This window comes from Acidovorax delafieldii (assembly GCF_007993815.1).
Lineage (GTDB): Bacteria > Pseudomonadota > Gammaproteobacteria > Burkholderiales > Burkholderiaceae_C > Acidovorax > Acidovorax delafieldii.
On record NZ_VJWE01000016.1, the window covers coordinates 347,471 to 363,966 of the forward strand.

Annotated in this window: 16 protein-coding genes; 15 read left to right on the forward strand and 1 reads right to left on the reverse strand. The window is 65.1% G+C overall.

Annotation, left to right across the window (positions count from 1 at the left end; genetic code table 11):
* Nucleotides 1–114: 114 nt before the first annotated feature.
* From ATF69_RS19325 to ATF69_RS19385, 13 genes are all read left to right on the forward strand, one after another.
* Nucleotides 115–2,214 (forward strand): 3-hydroxyacyl-CoA dehydrogenase NAD-binding domain-containing protein, encoded by a 2,100-nt coding sequence (locus ATF69_RS19325; protein ID WP_055394024.1) that lies wholly within the window; start codon nt 115–117, stop codon nt 2,212–2,214.
* A gap of 40 nt (nt 2,215–2,254) precedes the next feature.
* Nucleotides 2,255–3,430: an acetyl-CoA C-acyltransferase gene (locus ATF69_RS19330; protein WP_146871971.1), complete on the forward strand. Its 1,176-nt coding sequence runs from the start codon at nt 2,255–2,257 to the stop codon at nt 3,428–3,430.
* Nucleotides 3,431–3,433: 3 nt separating this feature from the next.
* Entirely contained in the window at nt 3,434–3,934 is a 501-nt protein-coding gene (locus ATF69_RS19335) for a PaaI family thioesterase (RefSeq protein ID WP_225581328.1), read from the forward strand.
* Between the two features lie 115 nt (nt 3,935–4,049).
* Nucleotides 4,050–5,918 carry an acyl-CoA dehydrogenase gene (locus ATF69_RS19340; RefSeq protein ID WP_146871972.1) on the forward strand — a complete coding sequence of 623 codons (1,869 nt, stop codon included), beginning with the start codon at nt 4,050–4,052 and terminating at the stop codon, nt 5,916–5,918.
* Nucleotides 5,918–6,127 (forward strand): hypothetical protein, encoded by a 210-nt coding sequence (locus ATF69_RS19345; protein WP_146871973.1) that lies wholly within the window; start codon nt 5,918–5,920, stop codon nt 6,125–6,127. Before ATF69_RS19340 ends, ATF69_RS19345 begins: the two co-directional genes overlap by 1 nt.
* A 183-nt stretch (nt 6,128–6,310) precedes the next feature.
* Nucleotides 6,311–7,102 (forward strand): SDR family oxidoreductase, encoded by a 792-nt coding sequence (locus ATF69_RS19350; RefSeq protein WP_056063500.1) that lies wholly within the window; start codon nt 6,311–6,313, stop codon nt 7,100–7,102.
* 154 nt (nt 7,103–7,256) lie between these two features.
* On the forward strand, nt 7,257–7,688 hold the full coding sequence (locus ATF69_RS19355) for a PaaI family thioesterase (protein ID WP_146871974.1): 432 nt from the start codon (nt 7,257–7,259) through the stop codon (nt 7,686–7,688).
* Between the two features lie 114 nt (nt 7,689–7,802).
* Nucleotides 7,803–8,819 carry an NADP-dependent oxidoreductase gene (locus ATF69_RS19360; protein ID WP_146871975.1) on the forward strand — a complete coding sequence of 339 codons (1,017 nt, stop codon included), beginning with the start codon at nt 7,803–7,805 and terminating at the stop codon, nt 8,817–8,819.
* Nucleotides 8,819–9,271, forward strand: coding sequence for a GNAT family N-acetyltransferase (locus tag ATF69_RS19365; protein WP_146871976.1), 453 nt, complete (start codon nt 8,819–8,821; stop codon nt 9,269–9,271). Before ATF69_RS19360 ends, ATF69_RS19365 begins: the two co-directional genes overlap by 1 nt.
* 53 nt (nt 9,272–9,324) lie before the next feature.
* Entirely contained in the window at nt 9,325–11,001 is a 1,677-nt protein-coding gene (locus tag ATF69_RS19370; RefSeq protein WP_208758748.1) for an isovaleryl-CoA dehydrogenase, read from the forward strand.
* A gap of 30 nt (nt 11,002–11,031) precedes the next feature.
* Nucleotides 11,032–11,973: a glutathione S-transferase family protein gene (locus tag ATF69_RS19375; protein ID WP_146871977.1), complete on the forward strand. Its 942-nt coding sequence runs from the start codon at nt 11,032–11,034 to the stop codon at nt 11,971–11,973.
* A gap of 148 nt (nt 11,974–12,121) precedes the next feature.
* Nucleotides 12,122–13,027 (forward strand): SDR family oxidoreductase, encoded by a 906-nt coding sequence (locus ATF69_RS19380; RefSeq protein WP_116750020.1) that lies wholly within the window; start codon nt 12,122–12,124, stop codon nt 13,025–13,027.
* Nucleotides 13,028–13,077: 50 nt separating this feature from the next.
* Nucleotides 13,078–13,668 (forward strand): methylated-DNA--[protein]-cysteine S-methyltransferase, encoded by a 591-nt coding sequence (locus tag ATF69_RS19385; protein WP_099730437.1) that lies wholly within the window; start codon nt 13,078–13,080, stop codon nt 13,666–13,668.
* A 6-nt stretch (nt 13,669–13,674) separates the two neighbouring features.
* Here the strand turns inward: ATF69_RS19385 and ATF69_RS19390 are convergent, their stop codons facing one another.
* Nucleotides 13,675–14,457 (reverse strand): IclR family transcriptional regulator, encoded by a 783-nt coding sequence (locus ATF69_RS19390; protein WP_099730436.1) that lies wholly within the window; start codon nt 14,455–14,457, stop codon nt 13,675–13,677.
* A 243-nt stretch (nt 14,458–14,700) separates the two neighbouring features.
* Between ATF69_RS19390 and ATF69_RS19395 the strand changes: the two genes are divergently transcribed.
* Nucleotides 14,701–15,654 carry a TRAP transporter substrate-binding protein gene (locus ATF69_RS19395; RefSeq protein WP_099732131.1) on the forward strand — a complete coding sequence of 318 codons (954 nt, stop codon included), beginning with the start codon at nt 14,701–14,703 and terminating at the stop codon, nt 15,652–15,654.
* 129 nt (nt 15,655–15,783) lie between these two features.
* Complete coding sequence (locus ATF69_RS19400; protein ID WP_010465590.1) at nt 15,784–16,233, forward strand: type II 3-dehydroquinate dehydratase; 450 nt, start codon at nt 15,784–15,786, stop codon at nt 16,231–16,233.
* Nucleotides 16,234–16,496 lie beyond the last annotated feature (263 nt).

Consider the following 16,496-nt stretch of genomic DNA (forward strand, 5'->3'; position numbering starts at 1 on the left):
CACTGCAAGCCCCCTTGTCCCGCCCGGGACAAATTGACACGCCAAATGGGTTTGAAGTCTCTACAATAAAAACGCACGATCGTTCTTTTTCACTTTCCAAGGAACAACAGCACCATGACCGCTGAATACAAAGTCCACGGCTCCGTTGCCGTGATCACCATGGCCAACCCTCCCGTCAACGGACTCGGTCTGGCGACCCGCCAGGGCATCGTGGACGGCCTTGGCCGTGCAAATGCCGATGCAGCGGTCACGTCCATCGTGATCACCGGTGCCGGTGGTGCGTTCTCTGGCGGCGCCGACATCAAGGAGTTCGGCACCGACAAGTCGCTGCAAGAACCCAACCTGCTGTCGGTGATTGCCGCCATTGAAAACTCGGCCAAGCCCGTTGTGGCTGCCATGCACAGCGTCGCCATGGGCGGCGGGCTGGAGCTGGCCCTGGGTTGCCACTATCGCATTGCAGCGCCTGGCTGCTCGATTGCACTGCCTGAAGTCAAGCTGGGCCTGATCCCCGGTGCAGGTGGCACGCAGCGCCTGCCACGCGTGATTGGTGTTGAAGCGGCGCTCAACCTCATCGTGAGCGGCGAGCCCGTCAAGAGTGAAATGATTGGCGCCGTGCCCGGCCAGAAGCTGTTTGACAAGATGGCCGCGTCGGCCGAGTCGCTGGCGGCAGAAGCCCTGGCATTCGCGCAAAGCGTGGCCGATGCCCGCCCGCTGCCCCTGGTGCGCAACTTCCCCTGTAAGCACCCCGAAGGCGACGCGTACTTCCAGTTCGCGCGCAACATGGTCAAGGGCATGGCCAAGAACTTCCCCGCACCCGCCAAGTGCGTGGACGCTGTTGAAGCCGCCACCAAGAAGAAGTTCGCCGAAGGCATGCTGGTCGAGCGCGAGATCTTCATCAACCTGATGTGGACGCCCGAGTCGCGCGCACTGCGCCACCTGTTCATGGCCGAGCGTGCGGCGAGCAAGATCCCTGATGTGGCCTCTGACACCCCCAAGCGCGACATCAAGCTGGTGGGCGTGATTGGCGCGGGCACCATGGGCGGCGGCATTTCCATGAACTTCCTGAACGCAGGCATCCCCGTCAAGATCCTGGAGATGAAGCAGGAAGCCCTGGACCGTGGCGTGGCCACGATCAAGAAGAACTACGAAGCCCAGGTCAAGAAGGGCAAGCTCAAGCAGGACAAGTACGAGCAGCGCATGGCCCTGCTGAGCACCACGCTGAGCTACGACGATCTCAAGGACTGCGACCTCATCATCGAAGCCGTGTTTGAAGAGATGGGCGTCAAGGAAGCCGTGTTCAAGCAACTCGACGCTGTGGCCAAGCCCGGCGCCATCCTGGCCTCCAACACCTCCACGCTTGACGTGGACAAGATCGCAGCGTTTACCAAGCGTCCGCAGGACGTGGTGGGCATGCACTTCTTCAGCCCTGCCAACGTGATGAAGCTGCTGGAAGTGGTGCGTGGCAAGGAGACCGCCAAGGATGTGCTGGCCACCGTGATGGCCATCGGCAAGAAGATCAAGAAGACTTCCGTGGTCTCGGGCGTGTGCGATGGTTTCATCGGCAACCGCATGATCGAGCAGTACAGCCGCCAGGCTGGCTTCCTGCTGGACGAAGGCTGCACTCCCCAGCAGGTGGACAAGGCCATCGAAAAGTTTGGCTTTGCCATGGGCCCGTTCCGCATGGGCGACCTGGCGGGCAACGACATTGGCTGGGCCATCCGCAAGCGCCGCTCCGTCGAGCGCGCCGACATGAAGTACAGCCGCACGGCCGACAAGCTGTGTGAACTGGGCCGCTTCGGCCAGAAGACCGGCGCAGGCTGGTACGACTACCAGGCCGGCAAGCGCGACGCGATCCCGAGCGACCTGGTCAACAAGATGATCGAAGACCACCGCAAGGAGCTGGGCATCACGCCGCGCAAGATTTCGGACGAAGAAATCGTGCAGCGCCTTGTGTTCGCACTGGTCAACGAAGGCGCGCACATCCTGGAAGACGGCATTGCCAGCAAGTCCGGCGACATCGACATGGTGTACCTGACCGGCTACGGCTTCCCCATCCACCGTGGCGGCCCCATGCACTACGCCAGCGAAGTGGGTCTGTTCAACGTGGTGCAGGCCATGGACCGTTTTGCCAAGAACCCGCTGGATGACGCAGCGTTCTGGAAGCCCGCTCCGCTGCTGGCCAAGCTGGCCGCCGAAGGCAAGGCCTTCCAGTAAATAGCCGCGTGCACCCATCTACAGAATCAAAGGAATTCACATGACCTCCGCAGTGATTGTTTCCACCGCCCGCACGCCGCTCGCCAAGAGCTGGAAGGGTTCGTTCAACATGACGCATGGCGCCACCCTGGGCGGCCATGCCGTGCAGCACGCCGTGTTGCGCGCCGGCATTGATGGCGCTGACGTGGACGACGTCATCATGGGTTGCGCCACGCCTGAAGGCGCCACCGGCAGCAACATCGCGCGCCAGATCGCCTTGAAGGCCGGTCTGCCCATCACCGCTTCCGGCGTCACGGTCAACCGCTTTTGCTCTTCGGGCCTGCAGACCATTGCCATGGCCGCCCAGCGCATCATCGCAGGCGAAGCCGATGTGTTCGTGGCCGGTGGTGTTGAAAGCATCTCCTGCGTGCAGCAGGAGATGAACCTGCACATGATCCAGGACCTGGCTCTGGCCAAGCAAAAGCCCGAGATTTACTGGAGCATGCTGCAGACCGCCGAGCAGGTGGCCAAGCGCTACAACATCGGCCGCGAAGCCATGGACGAGTACGGTGCAGGCAGCCAGCAAAAGGCCTGTGCCGCTCAGGCCAACGGCTTGTTCGATGCAGAAATCGCCCCCATCACCGTGACTGCCGGTGTGGCTGACAAGACGCTGGGCCTGATCACCAAGCAAGTGACGGTGAGCCGCGACGAAGGCACACGCGAAGGCACGACGGTGGAGGCCATCAGTGGCCTGCGGTCGGCACTGCCCGGTGGCCTGATCTCGGCCGGCAATGCCAGCCAGTTCTCTGATGGCGCCGGTGCCTGCGTGATCACCAGCGAAGAGTACGCCAGCAAGAAGGGCCTCAAGCCCCTGGGCCGTTTCCTCGGCTTTGCAGTGGCCGGTTGCGAGCCTGACGAAATGGGCATCGGCCCCGTGTTTGCCGTGCCCAAGGTGCTGAAGAAGCTGGGCCTCACGGTGCAGGACATCGACCTGTGGGAGCTGAACGAAGCCTTTGCCGTGCAGGTGCTGTACTGCCGCGACAAGCTGGGCATCCCGGCGGACCGTCTGAACGTGAACGGCGGCGCCATCGCTCTGGGCCACCCCTACGGTGTGTCGGGCCAGCGCCTCACGGGCCACGCCCTCATCGAAGGCAAGCGCCGTGGCGCCAAGAAGGTGTGCGTGACGATGTGCATTGGCGGCGGCATGGGCGCTGCGGGCATTTTCGAGGTGCTGTAAGCCATGTCCGGGCAGGCCTCGTCGCCACCGCGCACCGACATCCCCGATGTCGTGGTGTCGCCCGAGGTCTTCCTGGCCATGGGGCGTGAGGTACTGGCATCGCAGCCGTTCAGCATCCTGGTGGGGGCGCGGCTGCATGCCTTGTCCCCTGGGCACTGCGAGCTGCACCTGCCCATCACGCCCCAGTTGCTGCAACAGCATGGTTTTGTGCACGGGGGCGTGCTGAGCTATGTGGCCGACAACGCCCTGACCTACGCGGGAGGCACCGCGATGCGGGTGCCCGTGGTCACCTCCGAGTTCAAGATCAACTACCTGCGCCCTGCGGTGGGCGAACTGCTCATCGCCCGTGCGCAGGCGGTGCACCATGGCCGCGCGCAGGCGGTGTGCCGCTGCGATGTGTTGGTGGTGCAGGCAGGCACCGAAAAGCTGTGCGCCGTGGCGCAAGGCACCATTGCCGCACTGCCACCGCGCGAAGACGCGGCACCGTCGCCCGCTGGCGCCTGATGGTGGCAAGGGATGGGAGCATGTTCCTCCTCACTCCTGCGCCGTTTACTCCTTATTTGATAGCTGCTGGCGCATGATTTATCTGCGCCTGGGGCTGTTTTAACCCTGAAATGCCATGAGCCTACGTCCCACCGTCGATTTCCTGCTCTACCAGTGGCTGAACGCCGAGAAGCTGCAAGCCCGCGAGCGCTTTGCAGACCACTCCCGCGAAACCTTCGATGCCGTGCTCGACACCTCCGAGCGCATCGCCCGCGAGAAGTACGCCCCCTTCAACCGCGTGGTGGACACCGAAGAACCCCGCACCGAGACCGAGCCCGACGGCACGCTGCGCGTGGTGCTGCCGCAAGCCACCTACGAAGCACGGCGCGCCTACGCCGAGTCGGGTCTGCTGAGCGCCGCGCAGGACTACGACATTGGCGGCATGCAACTGCCCTACACGGTGGAGGCTGCGGCCAACAGCTTTTTCGCGGCCGCCTCGATCAGCATTGGGTCCAACCTGCTGACCTCGGGCAACGCCAACCTGCTCATGGTGCATGGCACCGATCTGCAAAAGCAGGTGTTTGCGCTCAATGAATTCAACGGCCGCTGGTCGGGCACCATGTGCCTGTCGGAGCCACAGGCGGGCTCGTCCCTGTCCGACGTGGCCACACGCGCCGTGCCGGATGGCGAGGGCTTTGAGAGCGACCCGCTCGGCCCCCGCTACCGCCTCAAGGGCAACAAGATGTGGATCAGCTCGGGCGACCATGAGCTGACCGAAAACATCGTGCACCTGGTGCTGGCCAAGATTCCGGGGCCAGACGGCAAGCTGGTGCCCGGCACCAAGGGCATCTCGCTGTTCATCGTGCCCAAGAAGCTGGTGGACACCAACGGCCAGCTGACCGGCGTGCGCAACGACGTGGCGCTGGCGGGCCTGAACCACAAGCTGGGCTGGCGCGGCACCACCAACACGCTGCTGAACTTTGGCGAGGGCAAGTACCCCGTGGATGGCCAGGCAGGCGCGGTGGGTTACCTGGTCGGCCAGCCCAGCAAGGGCCTGCACTGCATGTTCCACATGATGAACGAGGCGCGCATTGGCATCGGCATGGCCGCCACCATGCTGGGCCTGGCGGGCTATTACGCCAGCCTGGACTACGCCAAGAACCGCCCCCAGGGCCGCCCCGTGCAGGGCCCCAAGGACGGCGCGGCGGCCGTGGTGAAAGACGCCGCCCAGCCCCAGGTGCGCATCGTGGAGCACGCAGACGTCAAGCGCATGCTGCTGGCGCAAAAGTCGTATGGCGAGGGCGCGCTCGCGCTCAACCTGTTCTGCGCGCGGCTGGTGGACGAGCAACACACGGGCGATGCCGCTGCGGCCGACGAAGCCCGCCTGCTGCTGGAGGTGCTGACCCCCATCGCCAAGAGCTGGCCCAGCGAATGGTGCCTGGAGGCCAACAGTCTGGCCATCCAGATCCACGGTGGCTACGGTTACACGCGCGACTTCCCGGTGGAGCAGTACTGGCGCGACAACCGCCTGAACATGATCCACGAAGGCACCCACGGCATCCAGGCCATGGACCTGCTGGGCCGCAAGGTGCTGATGGAAGGCGGCCGGGGCCTGCAACTGCTGGCCGGGCGCATCAACGCCACCATCGAGCGCGCCATCCAGGTGCCCGCGCTGGCTGCCCACGCCAACGCGCTGGGCAAGGCGCTGCAGGACGTGGGCGCGGCCACCAAGGCCGCCTGGGCCACGGGCCAACCCGCTGATGCGCTGTCCAACGCAGTGCCCTACATGCAGGCCTTTGGCCACACGGTGCTGGCCTGGGTGTGGCTGGACGTGGCGCTGGCCACCCTGGCGGCCGATGCAGCCCTGGCGCAGCCCGCCAGCGTGGGCCGCATGGGCGCAATGCGCTTTTTCTTCCATTACGAGCTGCCCAAGATCGGCGCCTGGCTTCAAGTGGTCAGCACGCGCGACGCGACCTGCGCCAGCTTTCCGGAAGAGGCGTTCTGATGGCCGCTGCGCACACCCTGCAGCGCTTGCACAAAATCATCTGGGCGCTGATCTACGGCGGCCTGCTCACGCTGGTGCTGGGCATTGCCACCGCCCGCACCGACACGGCCACGGGCTGGGTGCTGATGGTGGGCGGGGGCGTGGTCGCTGCCGTGGGCGTGGTGCTGATCGCCGTGCGTGCGCGGCTCAAGGCCGACCCTCAGGGCTGACGCTGCGGCACCGCTGTAGCCACCTGGCCGGCCCACTGCGGAGCGGACGCGGCGGCGACACAATGCAGCCTTCTGGCGCCGCACAATGGCTGCCTGTATTCCACCCCCTGGCTGGCGCATCCCAGCGCCGGGCTGTGGCCCGAGAACATCCATCGACTGGCAAAAATCCAAGGAGACATTCACATGACACGCACCATCCAACAACTGTTTGACCTGACGGGCAAGACCGCCCTGGTGACCGGCGGCTCGCGCGGCCTGGGCCTGCAACTGGCCCACGCGCTGGGCGAGGCGGGCGCCAAGATCGTGCTCAGCTCGCGCAAGGCGTCTGACCTGGAGGAAGCCACGGCCGACCTGCAAGCCGCAGGCATCGACGCGCGCTGGATTGCCGCCGACTGCGCCAAGGAAGAGGACATCCGCCGCCTGGCCGACGAGACCTTGCAGCGCCTGGGCCATGTGGACATCCTGGTCAACAACGCAGGCGCGGCCTGGGGCTCTCCGGCTGAAGACCACCCCGTGGAGGCCTGGGACAAGGTGATGAACCTCAACGTGCGTGGGTACTTCATCCTGAGCCAGCACATCGCCAAGCACAGCATGATCGGCCGCCGCAGCGGCAGCATCATCAATGTGGCGTCCATCGCCGGCCTGGGCGGCAACCCCAAGGGCATGAACACCATTGCTTACAACACCTCCAAGGGCGCGGTGATCAACTTCACACGGGCGCTGGCGGCCGAATGGGGGGCCTACAACATCCGTGTCAACGCGATCTGCCCGGGCTTCTTCCCGAGCAAGATGACGGTGGGCACACTCAAGGCCATGGGCGAAGAAGCGCTGGCTGCCCACGCCCCCCTGGGCCGCCTGGGCGATGATGAAGACCTGAAGGGCCTGTGCGCGCTGTATGCGTCGGATGCGGGCAAGCACATCACCGGCCAATGGCTGGCGGTGGACGGCGGCGTGAGCATTGTGACCGGAGGGTGAACATCCCCCTGAGCGGCTGCGCCGCTTCCCCCTTCTCTCGAATCGCTGAGCGATTCGGGAAGGGGGACGACGCAATCGCTGCGGGGCGGCCCTTGCTCTGCGTCCCTCGCCTGTGCCGCGCCAGTTGCGACCTACATTTCCAAAGGAACAAACCTTGATCAGTTTTGGTGTCGAAATTCCCTTTGTCAGCCACCTGGGCTTCACGCTGCACCGCATGGAGGACGGCGAGTCCGAGCTGCGTTACGAAGCCAAGCCTGAGCACCTGAACTCGTTTGCCGTGACCCACGGCGGGGCGTCGATGACGCTGCTGGACGTGACCATGGCGACGGCCGCGCGCAGCGTGACGCCGGACATGGGTGTGGTCACCATCGAGATGAAGACCAGCTTCATGCAGCCCGCGCGCGGGCCGCTGGTGGCCAAGGGGCGATTGATTCACCGCACGGCCACCATGGCGTTCACCGAGGGCACGGTGTACGACGCCCAAGGCAGGGTGTGCTGCCACGCCACCGGCACGTTCAAGTACGTCAAGCGCCTGCCGGTGGACGGGCGCAATGTGAATGACCTCAAGGTCATCTCCACCGACTGAGCCAGTGGTTGAGGTCGCCAGCAGGTTTTAAAGCCTTTTTGCCTGCAAGCGCAATGGATATATGCGCTGGCAGCTATCAAAAACATAGTATTGAATTTTCTGAAGGAGCTTTCCATGCCACGCAACCAACAAATCGTTCTCGACAACCGTCCCCAGGGCGAAGCGGTGGCCAGCAACTTCAAGCTGGTCGCGACCGACGCGCCCCCGCTGCAGGACGGCCAGGTGCTGGTGCGCCACCACTACCTGAGCCTGGACCCCTACATGCGCGGCCGCATGAACGAGAGCAAGAGCTACGCCGCGTCGCAGGCGCTGGGCGAAGTCATGATCGGTGGCACCGTGGGTGAAGTGGCCGAGAGCAAGCATCCCAAGTACGCCGTGGGCGACAAGGTGGTGGGCATGGGCGGCTGGCAGGAATACAGCGTGGTCAATGCCGACCAGCCCGGCGCGCTGCGCAAGGTTGATACGACCCATGTGCCGCTGTCGCACTACCTGGGCGCCGTGGGCATGCCGGGTGTCACGGCCTGGTACGGCCTGGTCAAGATCATTGCGCCCAAGGAAGGCGACACCGTGGTGGTGAGCGCCGCCACCGGCGCCGTAGGCAGCGCCTTTGCCGCATTGGCCAAGGCCCGTGGCTGCCGCGCGGTGGGCATTGCGGGCGGTGCCGACAAGTGCAAGTACGCAGTGGAAGAACTGGGCTTTGACGCCTGCATCGACTACAAGCAACACAGCGACGTGAAGGCCATGTCCAAGGCCCTGAAGGAAGCGTGCCCCAACGGCATCGATGGCTACTTCGAGAACGTGGGCGGCTGGATCATGGATGCCGTCATGCTGCGCATGAACGCCTTCAGCCGCATCGCCCTGTGCGGCATGATCGCCGGCTACGATGGCGCACCGCTGCCCATGGCCAACCCCGCGCTCATGCTCATCAACCGCATGAAGGTCGAAGGTTTCATCGTCAGCGAGCACATGGAAGTCTGGCCTGATGCCCTCAAGGAGCTGGGCACGCTGGTCGGCACCGGCAAGCTGCGCCCGCGCGAAACCATTGCCCAAGGCATTGCCGCCGCGCCCGAGGCCTTCCTGGGCCTGCTCAAAGGCAAGAACTTTGGCAAGCAACTGGTCAAGCTGATCTGATGATGCTGAAGTGGACCTGGGCCCGCTTCGATGACCTGGGCGTGCATGCGCTGCATGACGCCCTGGCCCTGCGCTGCAAGGTGTTCATCCTGGAGCAGGGCCCCTACCAGGACCCGGACGAAGCGGACAAAAAGTCCTACCACCTGCTGGGCTACGACGAGGCGGGTGCGCTGCAAGCGTGCCTGCGCGTGGTGGACCCGGGCGTGAACTACCCCGAGCCCTCGATTGGCCGCGTGGTCACCGCCAAGGACGCGCGCGGCAACGGCACAGGCCGGGCGCTGATGCAGGAGGGCATCGCCCGCTGCAGCCAGGCGTGGCCGGACCGGGGCATCCGCATCAGTGCGCAAGCGCACCTGCGGGGCTTCTACGGCAGCCTGGGTTTTGAGGCGGTCTCCGACGAGTACCTGGAAGACGATATCCCGCACATTGAAATGCTGCGAAAGGCAGGCTGACACAGCCGCAGCCCCTTCGACCATTCACACAGCCCACCCGTGAAGGAGCCGACATGACCTTGCCCACCGCCACCCTGGCGCGTACCCATGACGTCTTCAACCAGAGCACGCCGTGGGCGGATGTGAACCTGTTCACCACCAATCAGCCGCTGCAGGACGCGCTGAGCTTGCATGCACCTGGCCTGGGTGTGGAGGGCCTCACCGCGCTGGGCGCCGAGATGGGCTCGGCCGAGATGCTGACCCACGCGCGCCTGGCCAACACCCACAAGCCCCAGCTGCGCACGCACGACCGCTTTGGCCACCGCACGGATGTGGTGGAGTTCCACCCCAGCTACCACGCGCTGATGGGCGCCGCGCTGCGCCACGGTCTGCATGCCACGCCCTGGTCGCGCCAGGACACGGGCCACGCGCATGTGGAGCGCGCGGCGGGCTTCATGCTGTTCACCGAGGCCGAGCCCTCGGTGCTGTGCCCCGTGTCGATGAGCTACGCCGTGACCCCGGCACTGCGAGGCAATTCAGCGGTATGGGCGGACTGGAGCAAGGGTTTGGCAAACACGCAGTACGACCCGCGCCTGGCGCTGTTCTCGCAGAAATCCGCGCTCACCATGGGCATGGGCATGACCGAGAAGCAGGGCGGATCGGACGTGCGTGCCAACACCACACAGGCTGTCCACGACGGCGACGATGCCTGGGGCGCGCGCTATCGCATCACCGGCCACAAATGGTTTTTCTCGGCGCCCATGTGCGATGCCTTCCTGATCCTGGCGCAGGCGCCCGGCGGGCTCACCTGCTTCTTCCTGCCGCGTGTGTTGCCTGATGGTGGTGAAGGTGCGGTCAACACCATTCGCATCCAGCGCCTGAAGGACAAGCTGGGCAACCACGCCAACGCCAGCTCCGAGGTCGAGTTCATCGACGCGATGGCCTGGCGCGTGGGCGAGGAGGGCCGGGGCGTGGCGCAGATCCTGGAGATGGGCACCATGACGCGCCTGGACTGCGCCCTGGGCACCAGCGGCCTGATGCGGCAGGCGCTCAGCATTGCGCTGCACCACACGCGCCAGCGCTCGGCCTTTGGCAAAAAGCTCATCGAGCAGCCGCTGATGCGCAACGTGCTGGCCGATTTGGCGCTGGAGAGCGAAGCCGCCACCGCGTTGTCAATCCGCCTGGCCAGCGCCTTCGACAAGAAGGCCACTAGCGAGCACGAAGCCGTGATGGCCCGCCTGCTCACGCCCGTCGCCAAGTTCTGGGTGTGCAAGCGCGGCAGCGTGTTTGCGCAGGAGGCCATGGAATGCCTGGGCGGCAACGGCTATGTGGAGGAGGGCGGCGAGGGCGTGATGGCTCGCATCTACCGCGAGATGCCGCTCAACTCCATCTGGGAAGGCGCGGGCAACATCATGGCGCTGGATTTGATGCGCGCCGTGCGCCGCGCCGACACCGCTGCAGCGCTGGACGCCGAACTGGCACCCGCACGCGGCGCTCACCCGGCGCTGGACCGTCTGGCCGGCGCACTGCCCCTGCGTGTAGACGCCATGACCACCGAGGCCGAGGCCCGGCGACTCGCCCAGGATGTAGCGTTGGCAGTGCAGGCGGCCCTGTTGCTGCGCAGTGCGCCCGGCGCAGTGTTCCGCGCGTTTTGCGACTCGCGCCTCTCTGGTGACTGGGGCTACAGCTTTGGCACGCTGGGCGCGGGTGTCAACCTTGACGCCATCTTGGACCGCGCACTTCCGGCCTGAGCCATCCCACAGAATTTTGCGGAGAAACCCATGTCCCACCTCATCCTGCACCACTACCCCTCGTCCCCGTTTTCCGAAAAGATCCGTGCGGTGCTCGGCTTCAAGCAGCTGGCCTGGAAGTCCGTCATCATCCCCAGCGTCATGCCCAAGCCCGATGTGGTGGCGCTGACCGGCGGGTATCGCAAGACGCCGTTCTTGCAGATCGGCGCCGACATTTATTGCGACTCGGCCCTGATCTGCGATGTGCTGGAGCATGAGCATCCCGAACCCGTGCTGTATCCGCCGCACCTCAAAGGCGTGTCGCGCGTGTTTGCGCAGTGGGCCGACACCACGCTGTTCTGGGCTGCCATGGCCTACAACCTGCAGCCCAAGGGCGCCGCCGTGTTGTTTGCCAACCTGCCGCCGGCGGCCGCGCAAGTGTTTGGCGAAGACCGACGCGAGATGAGCGCGGGCATGCAGCGCCTGCGCCCGGCCGATGCCACGGCCGCCTACCGCTCGTACCTGCGGCGTATTGCGCACATGGCAGAGGAACACGACTTCCTGTTCGGCGCCGAGCCTTGCCTGGCCGACTTTGCGGCCTACCACCCGCTGTGGTTCACGCGCCAGTGCGTGCCCGTGATGGCCGACATCTTTGCCGCCACACCCGCCGTGCTGGAGTGGATGGACCGCATCGCTGCGCTGGGCCACGGCCGCATGGAGAAGTTCAGTGCCGCCGACGCCATCACCGTGGCCGCGGGCATGGAGCCGCTGCCGCTGACCGACGACCTGTTCCAGGACGAGCACGGCATCCCGCTGGGTACCCAGGTCACGATTGCCGCCGAGAGCTTTGGCACAGAGCCCACGGAAGGCGAGCTGATTGCCGCCACCCGCACCCGCTACACCTTGCGCCGTACCGACCCGCGTGCGGGCACGGTGCACGTTCACTTTCCCCGTATCGGCTACGTGCTGCGGCCGGTGACGTCGGCGTCCTGAAAAACACCCGCCTTTTTGATCGCATTGCGCCCGATGCGCTCTGCGCGTTCGGGCGGCGTTGGTCGAAGCTATGTGTCGGCATGAGAGCCGTCCCGTGTTTCACGACCGCACCCCATCATCCATCGATAACCCCTAGGAGACACAAAACATGATCGACAACTTTGCCGGCAAAACCGCCGTCCTCACCGGCGCAGGCTCGGGCTTTGGCCTGGAATGCGCGCGCATTGGCGCTCGCCTGGGCATGAACCTGGTGCTGGTCGATGTGCAACAGGACGCGCTCGACGCTGCCACGGCCGAGATGCAGGCCGCAGGCGCCCAGGTGCTGGCGCGCAAGGTGGACGTGTCGAACGCCGCCCAGATGGAGCAACTCGCCGCCGACGTGCAGCAGCGCTTTGGCGCACCGCACCTGGTGTTCAACAACGCAGGCGTGGGCGCGGGCGGCCTGGTGTGGGAAAACTCGGTCAAGGACTGGGAGTGGGTGCTGGGCGTGAACCTGTGGGGTGTGGTGCACGGCGTGCGTCTGTTCACCCCCATGATGCTGGCAGCGGCCAAGGCCGACCCCACTTGGCGCGGCCATATCATCAACACCGCCAGCATGGCGGGCCTGCTGGCGGCGCCCAACATGGGCATCTACAACGTGAGCAAGCACGCAGTGGTCAGCCTGTCGGAGACGCTGTACCAGGATTTATCGCTGGTCACTGACCAGATCGGCGCCAGCGTGTTGTGCCCGTTCTTTGTGCCCACCGGCATCAACCAAAGCCACCGCAACCGCCCAGGCGACCTGCCTGCCGAAAAGCCCACCAAGAGCCAGCTCATCGGTCAGGCCATGAGCGACAAGGCCGTGGGCAGTGGCAAGGTGACTGCTTCCGAGGTCGCGCAAAAGGTCTTCGACGCCGCCGCCCAGGGCCAGTTCTACATCTACAGCCACCCCAAGGCCCTGGCCTCGGTGCAGACGCGCATGGAAGACGTGATGATGGGCCGCAACCCCACCGACCCGTTTGCCGCCAAGCCCGAGCTGGGTGCACAGTTGCGGGCAGCGCTGAGGGCTGATTGAGCCGGAGGCGCTTGATTTACATGCCCTGAATGCTATTCAAAGAGTAGCAAATGGCCACAGAGCTGCACGGCAACGACACGGGGCACCGCCCCACAGGCGGCTATGCGCTGTTCCCCACGGCCATCGGCCACTGCGGCATTGCATGGCGGGGGGCGCTGCTGGTGGGGGTGCAGTTGCCGGAAGATGCGGGCGAGGTGGCAACGCGTGCCCGCATGCAGCGCCGGTTTCCGCAGCTCGCCGAAGGTGCGATGCCACCCGATGTGGCAGCCTGGGCAGCACGCGTGGTGGCCCTGCTTGAAGGTGCGCAGGACGACCTGCGTGATGTGCCCCTGGCGCTCGACGCCGTGCCTCCCTTTCACGCCCGCGTGTACGAGCTGGCCCGCCGCATTCCACCCGGCAAAACCATGACCTATGGCGAGATGGCTGCCGCATTGGGCGAGCCGGGTGCTGCGCGTGCCGTGGGTCAGGCGTTGGGCCACAACCCGTTTGCGCCTGTGGTGCCGTGCCACCGTATCCTGGCTGCGAACGGCAAGACAGGCGGCTTTTCGGCCGGTGGCGGCGCCACCACCAAGATGCGCATGCTGGAGATCGAGGGCGCGTTTGCGCACGAGACCCTGGCGCTGTTTGCGCCCAGGGGCTGAAGGGGTTCAGCCGCGCTTTTTGAGCAGGGGCGACCCCGCGCTGGCCATGGCCAGCTCGTGCGTGGTGTTCAGCAGGGCAGGGCCCAGGGCCTGCATGCGCTCGGGCGTCAGGCGCACCAGCGGGCCCGCAATGGTCACCACCCCGATCACCGTGCCGTTGCCCCGTCGGATGGGCGCGGCCATGGCCGCCATGGCCGGAGCAAACACCTCGACGATGGTGCTGAAGCCCTTCTGCCGCGCGGTGCGCAGGTAGGCCAGCAGGGCCTTCACGGTGGTGGGGGCGTTGGGGCCGTAGTCCTCGGGCTTGCCAAAGCCCTGGCGTGCTACCAGGGCCAGGGCCTCTTCGTCGCTCATCGTGGACAGCCAGGCATGGCCGGCCGAGCTGCACGACAGGTTGACCGACAGGCCCATGTCCGGGTCGTAGCGCAGGCCGCGCACGGCCCCTTGCGCCTTGGCCACAAAGGTCAGCGCATCACCGTCCACCACGGCCAGACGCACCAGCTCGCCAGATTCGGCGGCCAGCCGGTCCAGCAGGGGCTGGGCAATGTCCACCACGCCCGTGGCGCTCAGATAGCCCAGGCCCAGCGACACCAGCTTGATGGTGAGCATGTAGTTGCCCTGGCTCTGGTCCTGCCGCACGTAGCCGCAACGGATCAACTCGGCCAGCAGGCGGTGCGTGGCGCTCAGTGGCATGTCCAGTTCGGAGGCCAGGCTCGACAGGGCCTTGCCTTCCGGGTGCGGGGCAAGGTGCTCCAGGACTTTGAAACTGCGTTCAAGGATGCTGCTCATGGCGGGGGCTCTTCGTGATCGTGGACCGGTTTTTCCAGGATACCCAGGCGCTGGTTCTTCGGGCGCAATGTATCAAAAATTGTTAAAGGGTTTCTACTGTGGAAACAGTTTCCACTTTATTCATACGATGCAGTTCCCGATGCACTCCGGGCCTGGTGTGCACATTGCTGGTCTCTTTTTGTTGGAGAAGTCCCTGTGAAAAAAACTGCTTGCCTTCTGGCGGCCGCTGGCCTGTCCTTCTTGATGGCGCTGCCCGCCGCCGCGCAGCAGGAGCGCGTGATCCGCTTCGGACACCTGAACAATGCCGACCATCCCGTGAGCTTTGGCGTCAAGCGTTTTGGCGAGCTGCTGGCGGCCAAGAGCGGCGGCAAGATGAAGGTGATGGAGTTCCCCGCCTCGCAGCTGGGCAACGAGATGCAGCAGCAGTCGGCGCTGCAGGGCGGTGTGCAGCAGATGTCGGCCCCGGCCACCACCTCGCTGGCCGGTATCGTCAAGGAATTCGGCCTGGTGGACTTCCCCTTCTCGGTGGCCAACTTTGCGCAGGCCGATGCGCTGCTCGACGGCCCGCTGGGCCAGGCGCTGATCGCCCGATTGCCCGAGAAGGGCCTGGTGGCCCTGGGCTACTGGGACCTCGGTTTTCGCAACGTGACCAACAGCAGGCGCCCCATCACCAAGGCCGATGATTTTGATGGACTCAAGCTGCGCGTGATCCCCAACCCGGTGTTCCTGGAGACCTTCAAGGCCTTCAAGGCCAACCCCGTGCCCATGCCGTTTGCCGAGCTGTACGGCGCGCTGGAAGCCAAGGCCGTGGACGGCCAGGAGAACCCCTATGCCGTGATCCTGTCGAACAAGATGTTCGAGGTGCAGAAGTACGTGAGCGCCACCAACCACGTGTACGCCGCCAACATCGTGCTGGTGAGCAAGAAGTTCTGGGACCAGCTCACCCCCGCTGAGCAGAAGATGATGCACGACGCTGCCAACGAGTCGCGTGGCTACCAGCGCCAGGTGAGCCGCGCTGCAGCGCAGCGTTCGGTGGGGGACCTGCAGGCCAAAGGCATGGCCTACAACGAGATCACGCCCGCCGAGCTGGCGCGCATGCAGCAGATCGCCAAGCCCGTGATCGAGAAGTTCGCGGCCACCTATGACCCGGCGATCGTCAAGCTCTACAACGACGAACTCGCCCGCATCCGCAAGTAAGAGCGCCTGGCAAAACTCTTCTGGCGTCGTTACTGCGTCTTGTCGTGCTATTCGCACTGCCTGCGACGCAGCGCCTAGCCAGAACCGCTTCGCTGAGCTTTGTCAGCCGCTCCCAACCCTGAACACCCCATGAAAATTCTCATCCTCCACGGCCCCAACCTCAACCTGTTCGGGCGCCGCGAACCCCATATCTACGGCACCACCACGCTGGCCCAGATCAACGAGCGTTTGCTCAAGCTCGCTACAGAGCTGGGTGTGGAGCTCGACATCGTGCAGTCCAACCACGAGGGCGCGCTCATCGACTTCCTGCACGCGAACATCGATGCAGCGCAGGGCGCACTCGTGAATCCTGCGGGGCTGACACAGCACGGCGTGCCGCTGCACGACGCCATCAAGGCCATGCCTTTCCCGGTGATCGAAGTGCACATGTCTAATATCGCCGCGCGCGAGGCCTGGCGCGCGCACTCCATCATCTCGCCCGCCGTCAAGGCCACGGTGCAGGGCTTCGGTCCCCACTCCTACCTGGCCGGGCTGCGGGCGCTGGTGGACAGCCTGCGCGAGGCCGCCCAGGTTGCCTGAGCGGTGCGGGCGCACGGTGGTGGGCGTTCAACGTGTCCTCTGAAAAGTCGTAGTCCAGTGATGGACCGGCGCTGGCTTCTGCCGTGCTGGTACCGAGCAGTGTTTGATTCGTTATTTTTGGATCAAATCGACCGCTAGTGCTTTGATTTATTGCGCTGTGCGCTATACAAATAGTAGCGTTGTAGTTGACTTCAACGCTACCCACCTCGCCAGTCGCTTTGCCAGCGAGGCCAGGCATCAGGTGGTGAGGTGCATGGGCAAAA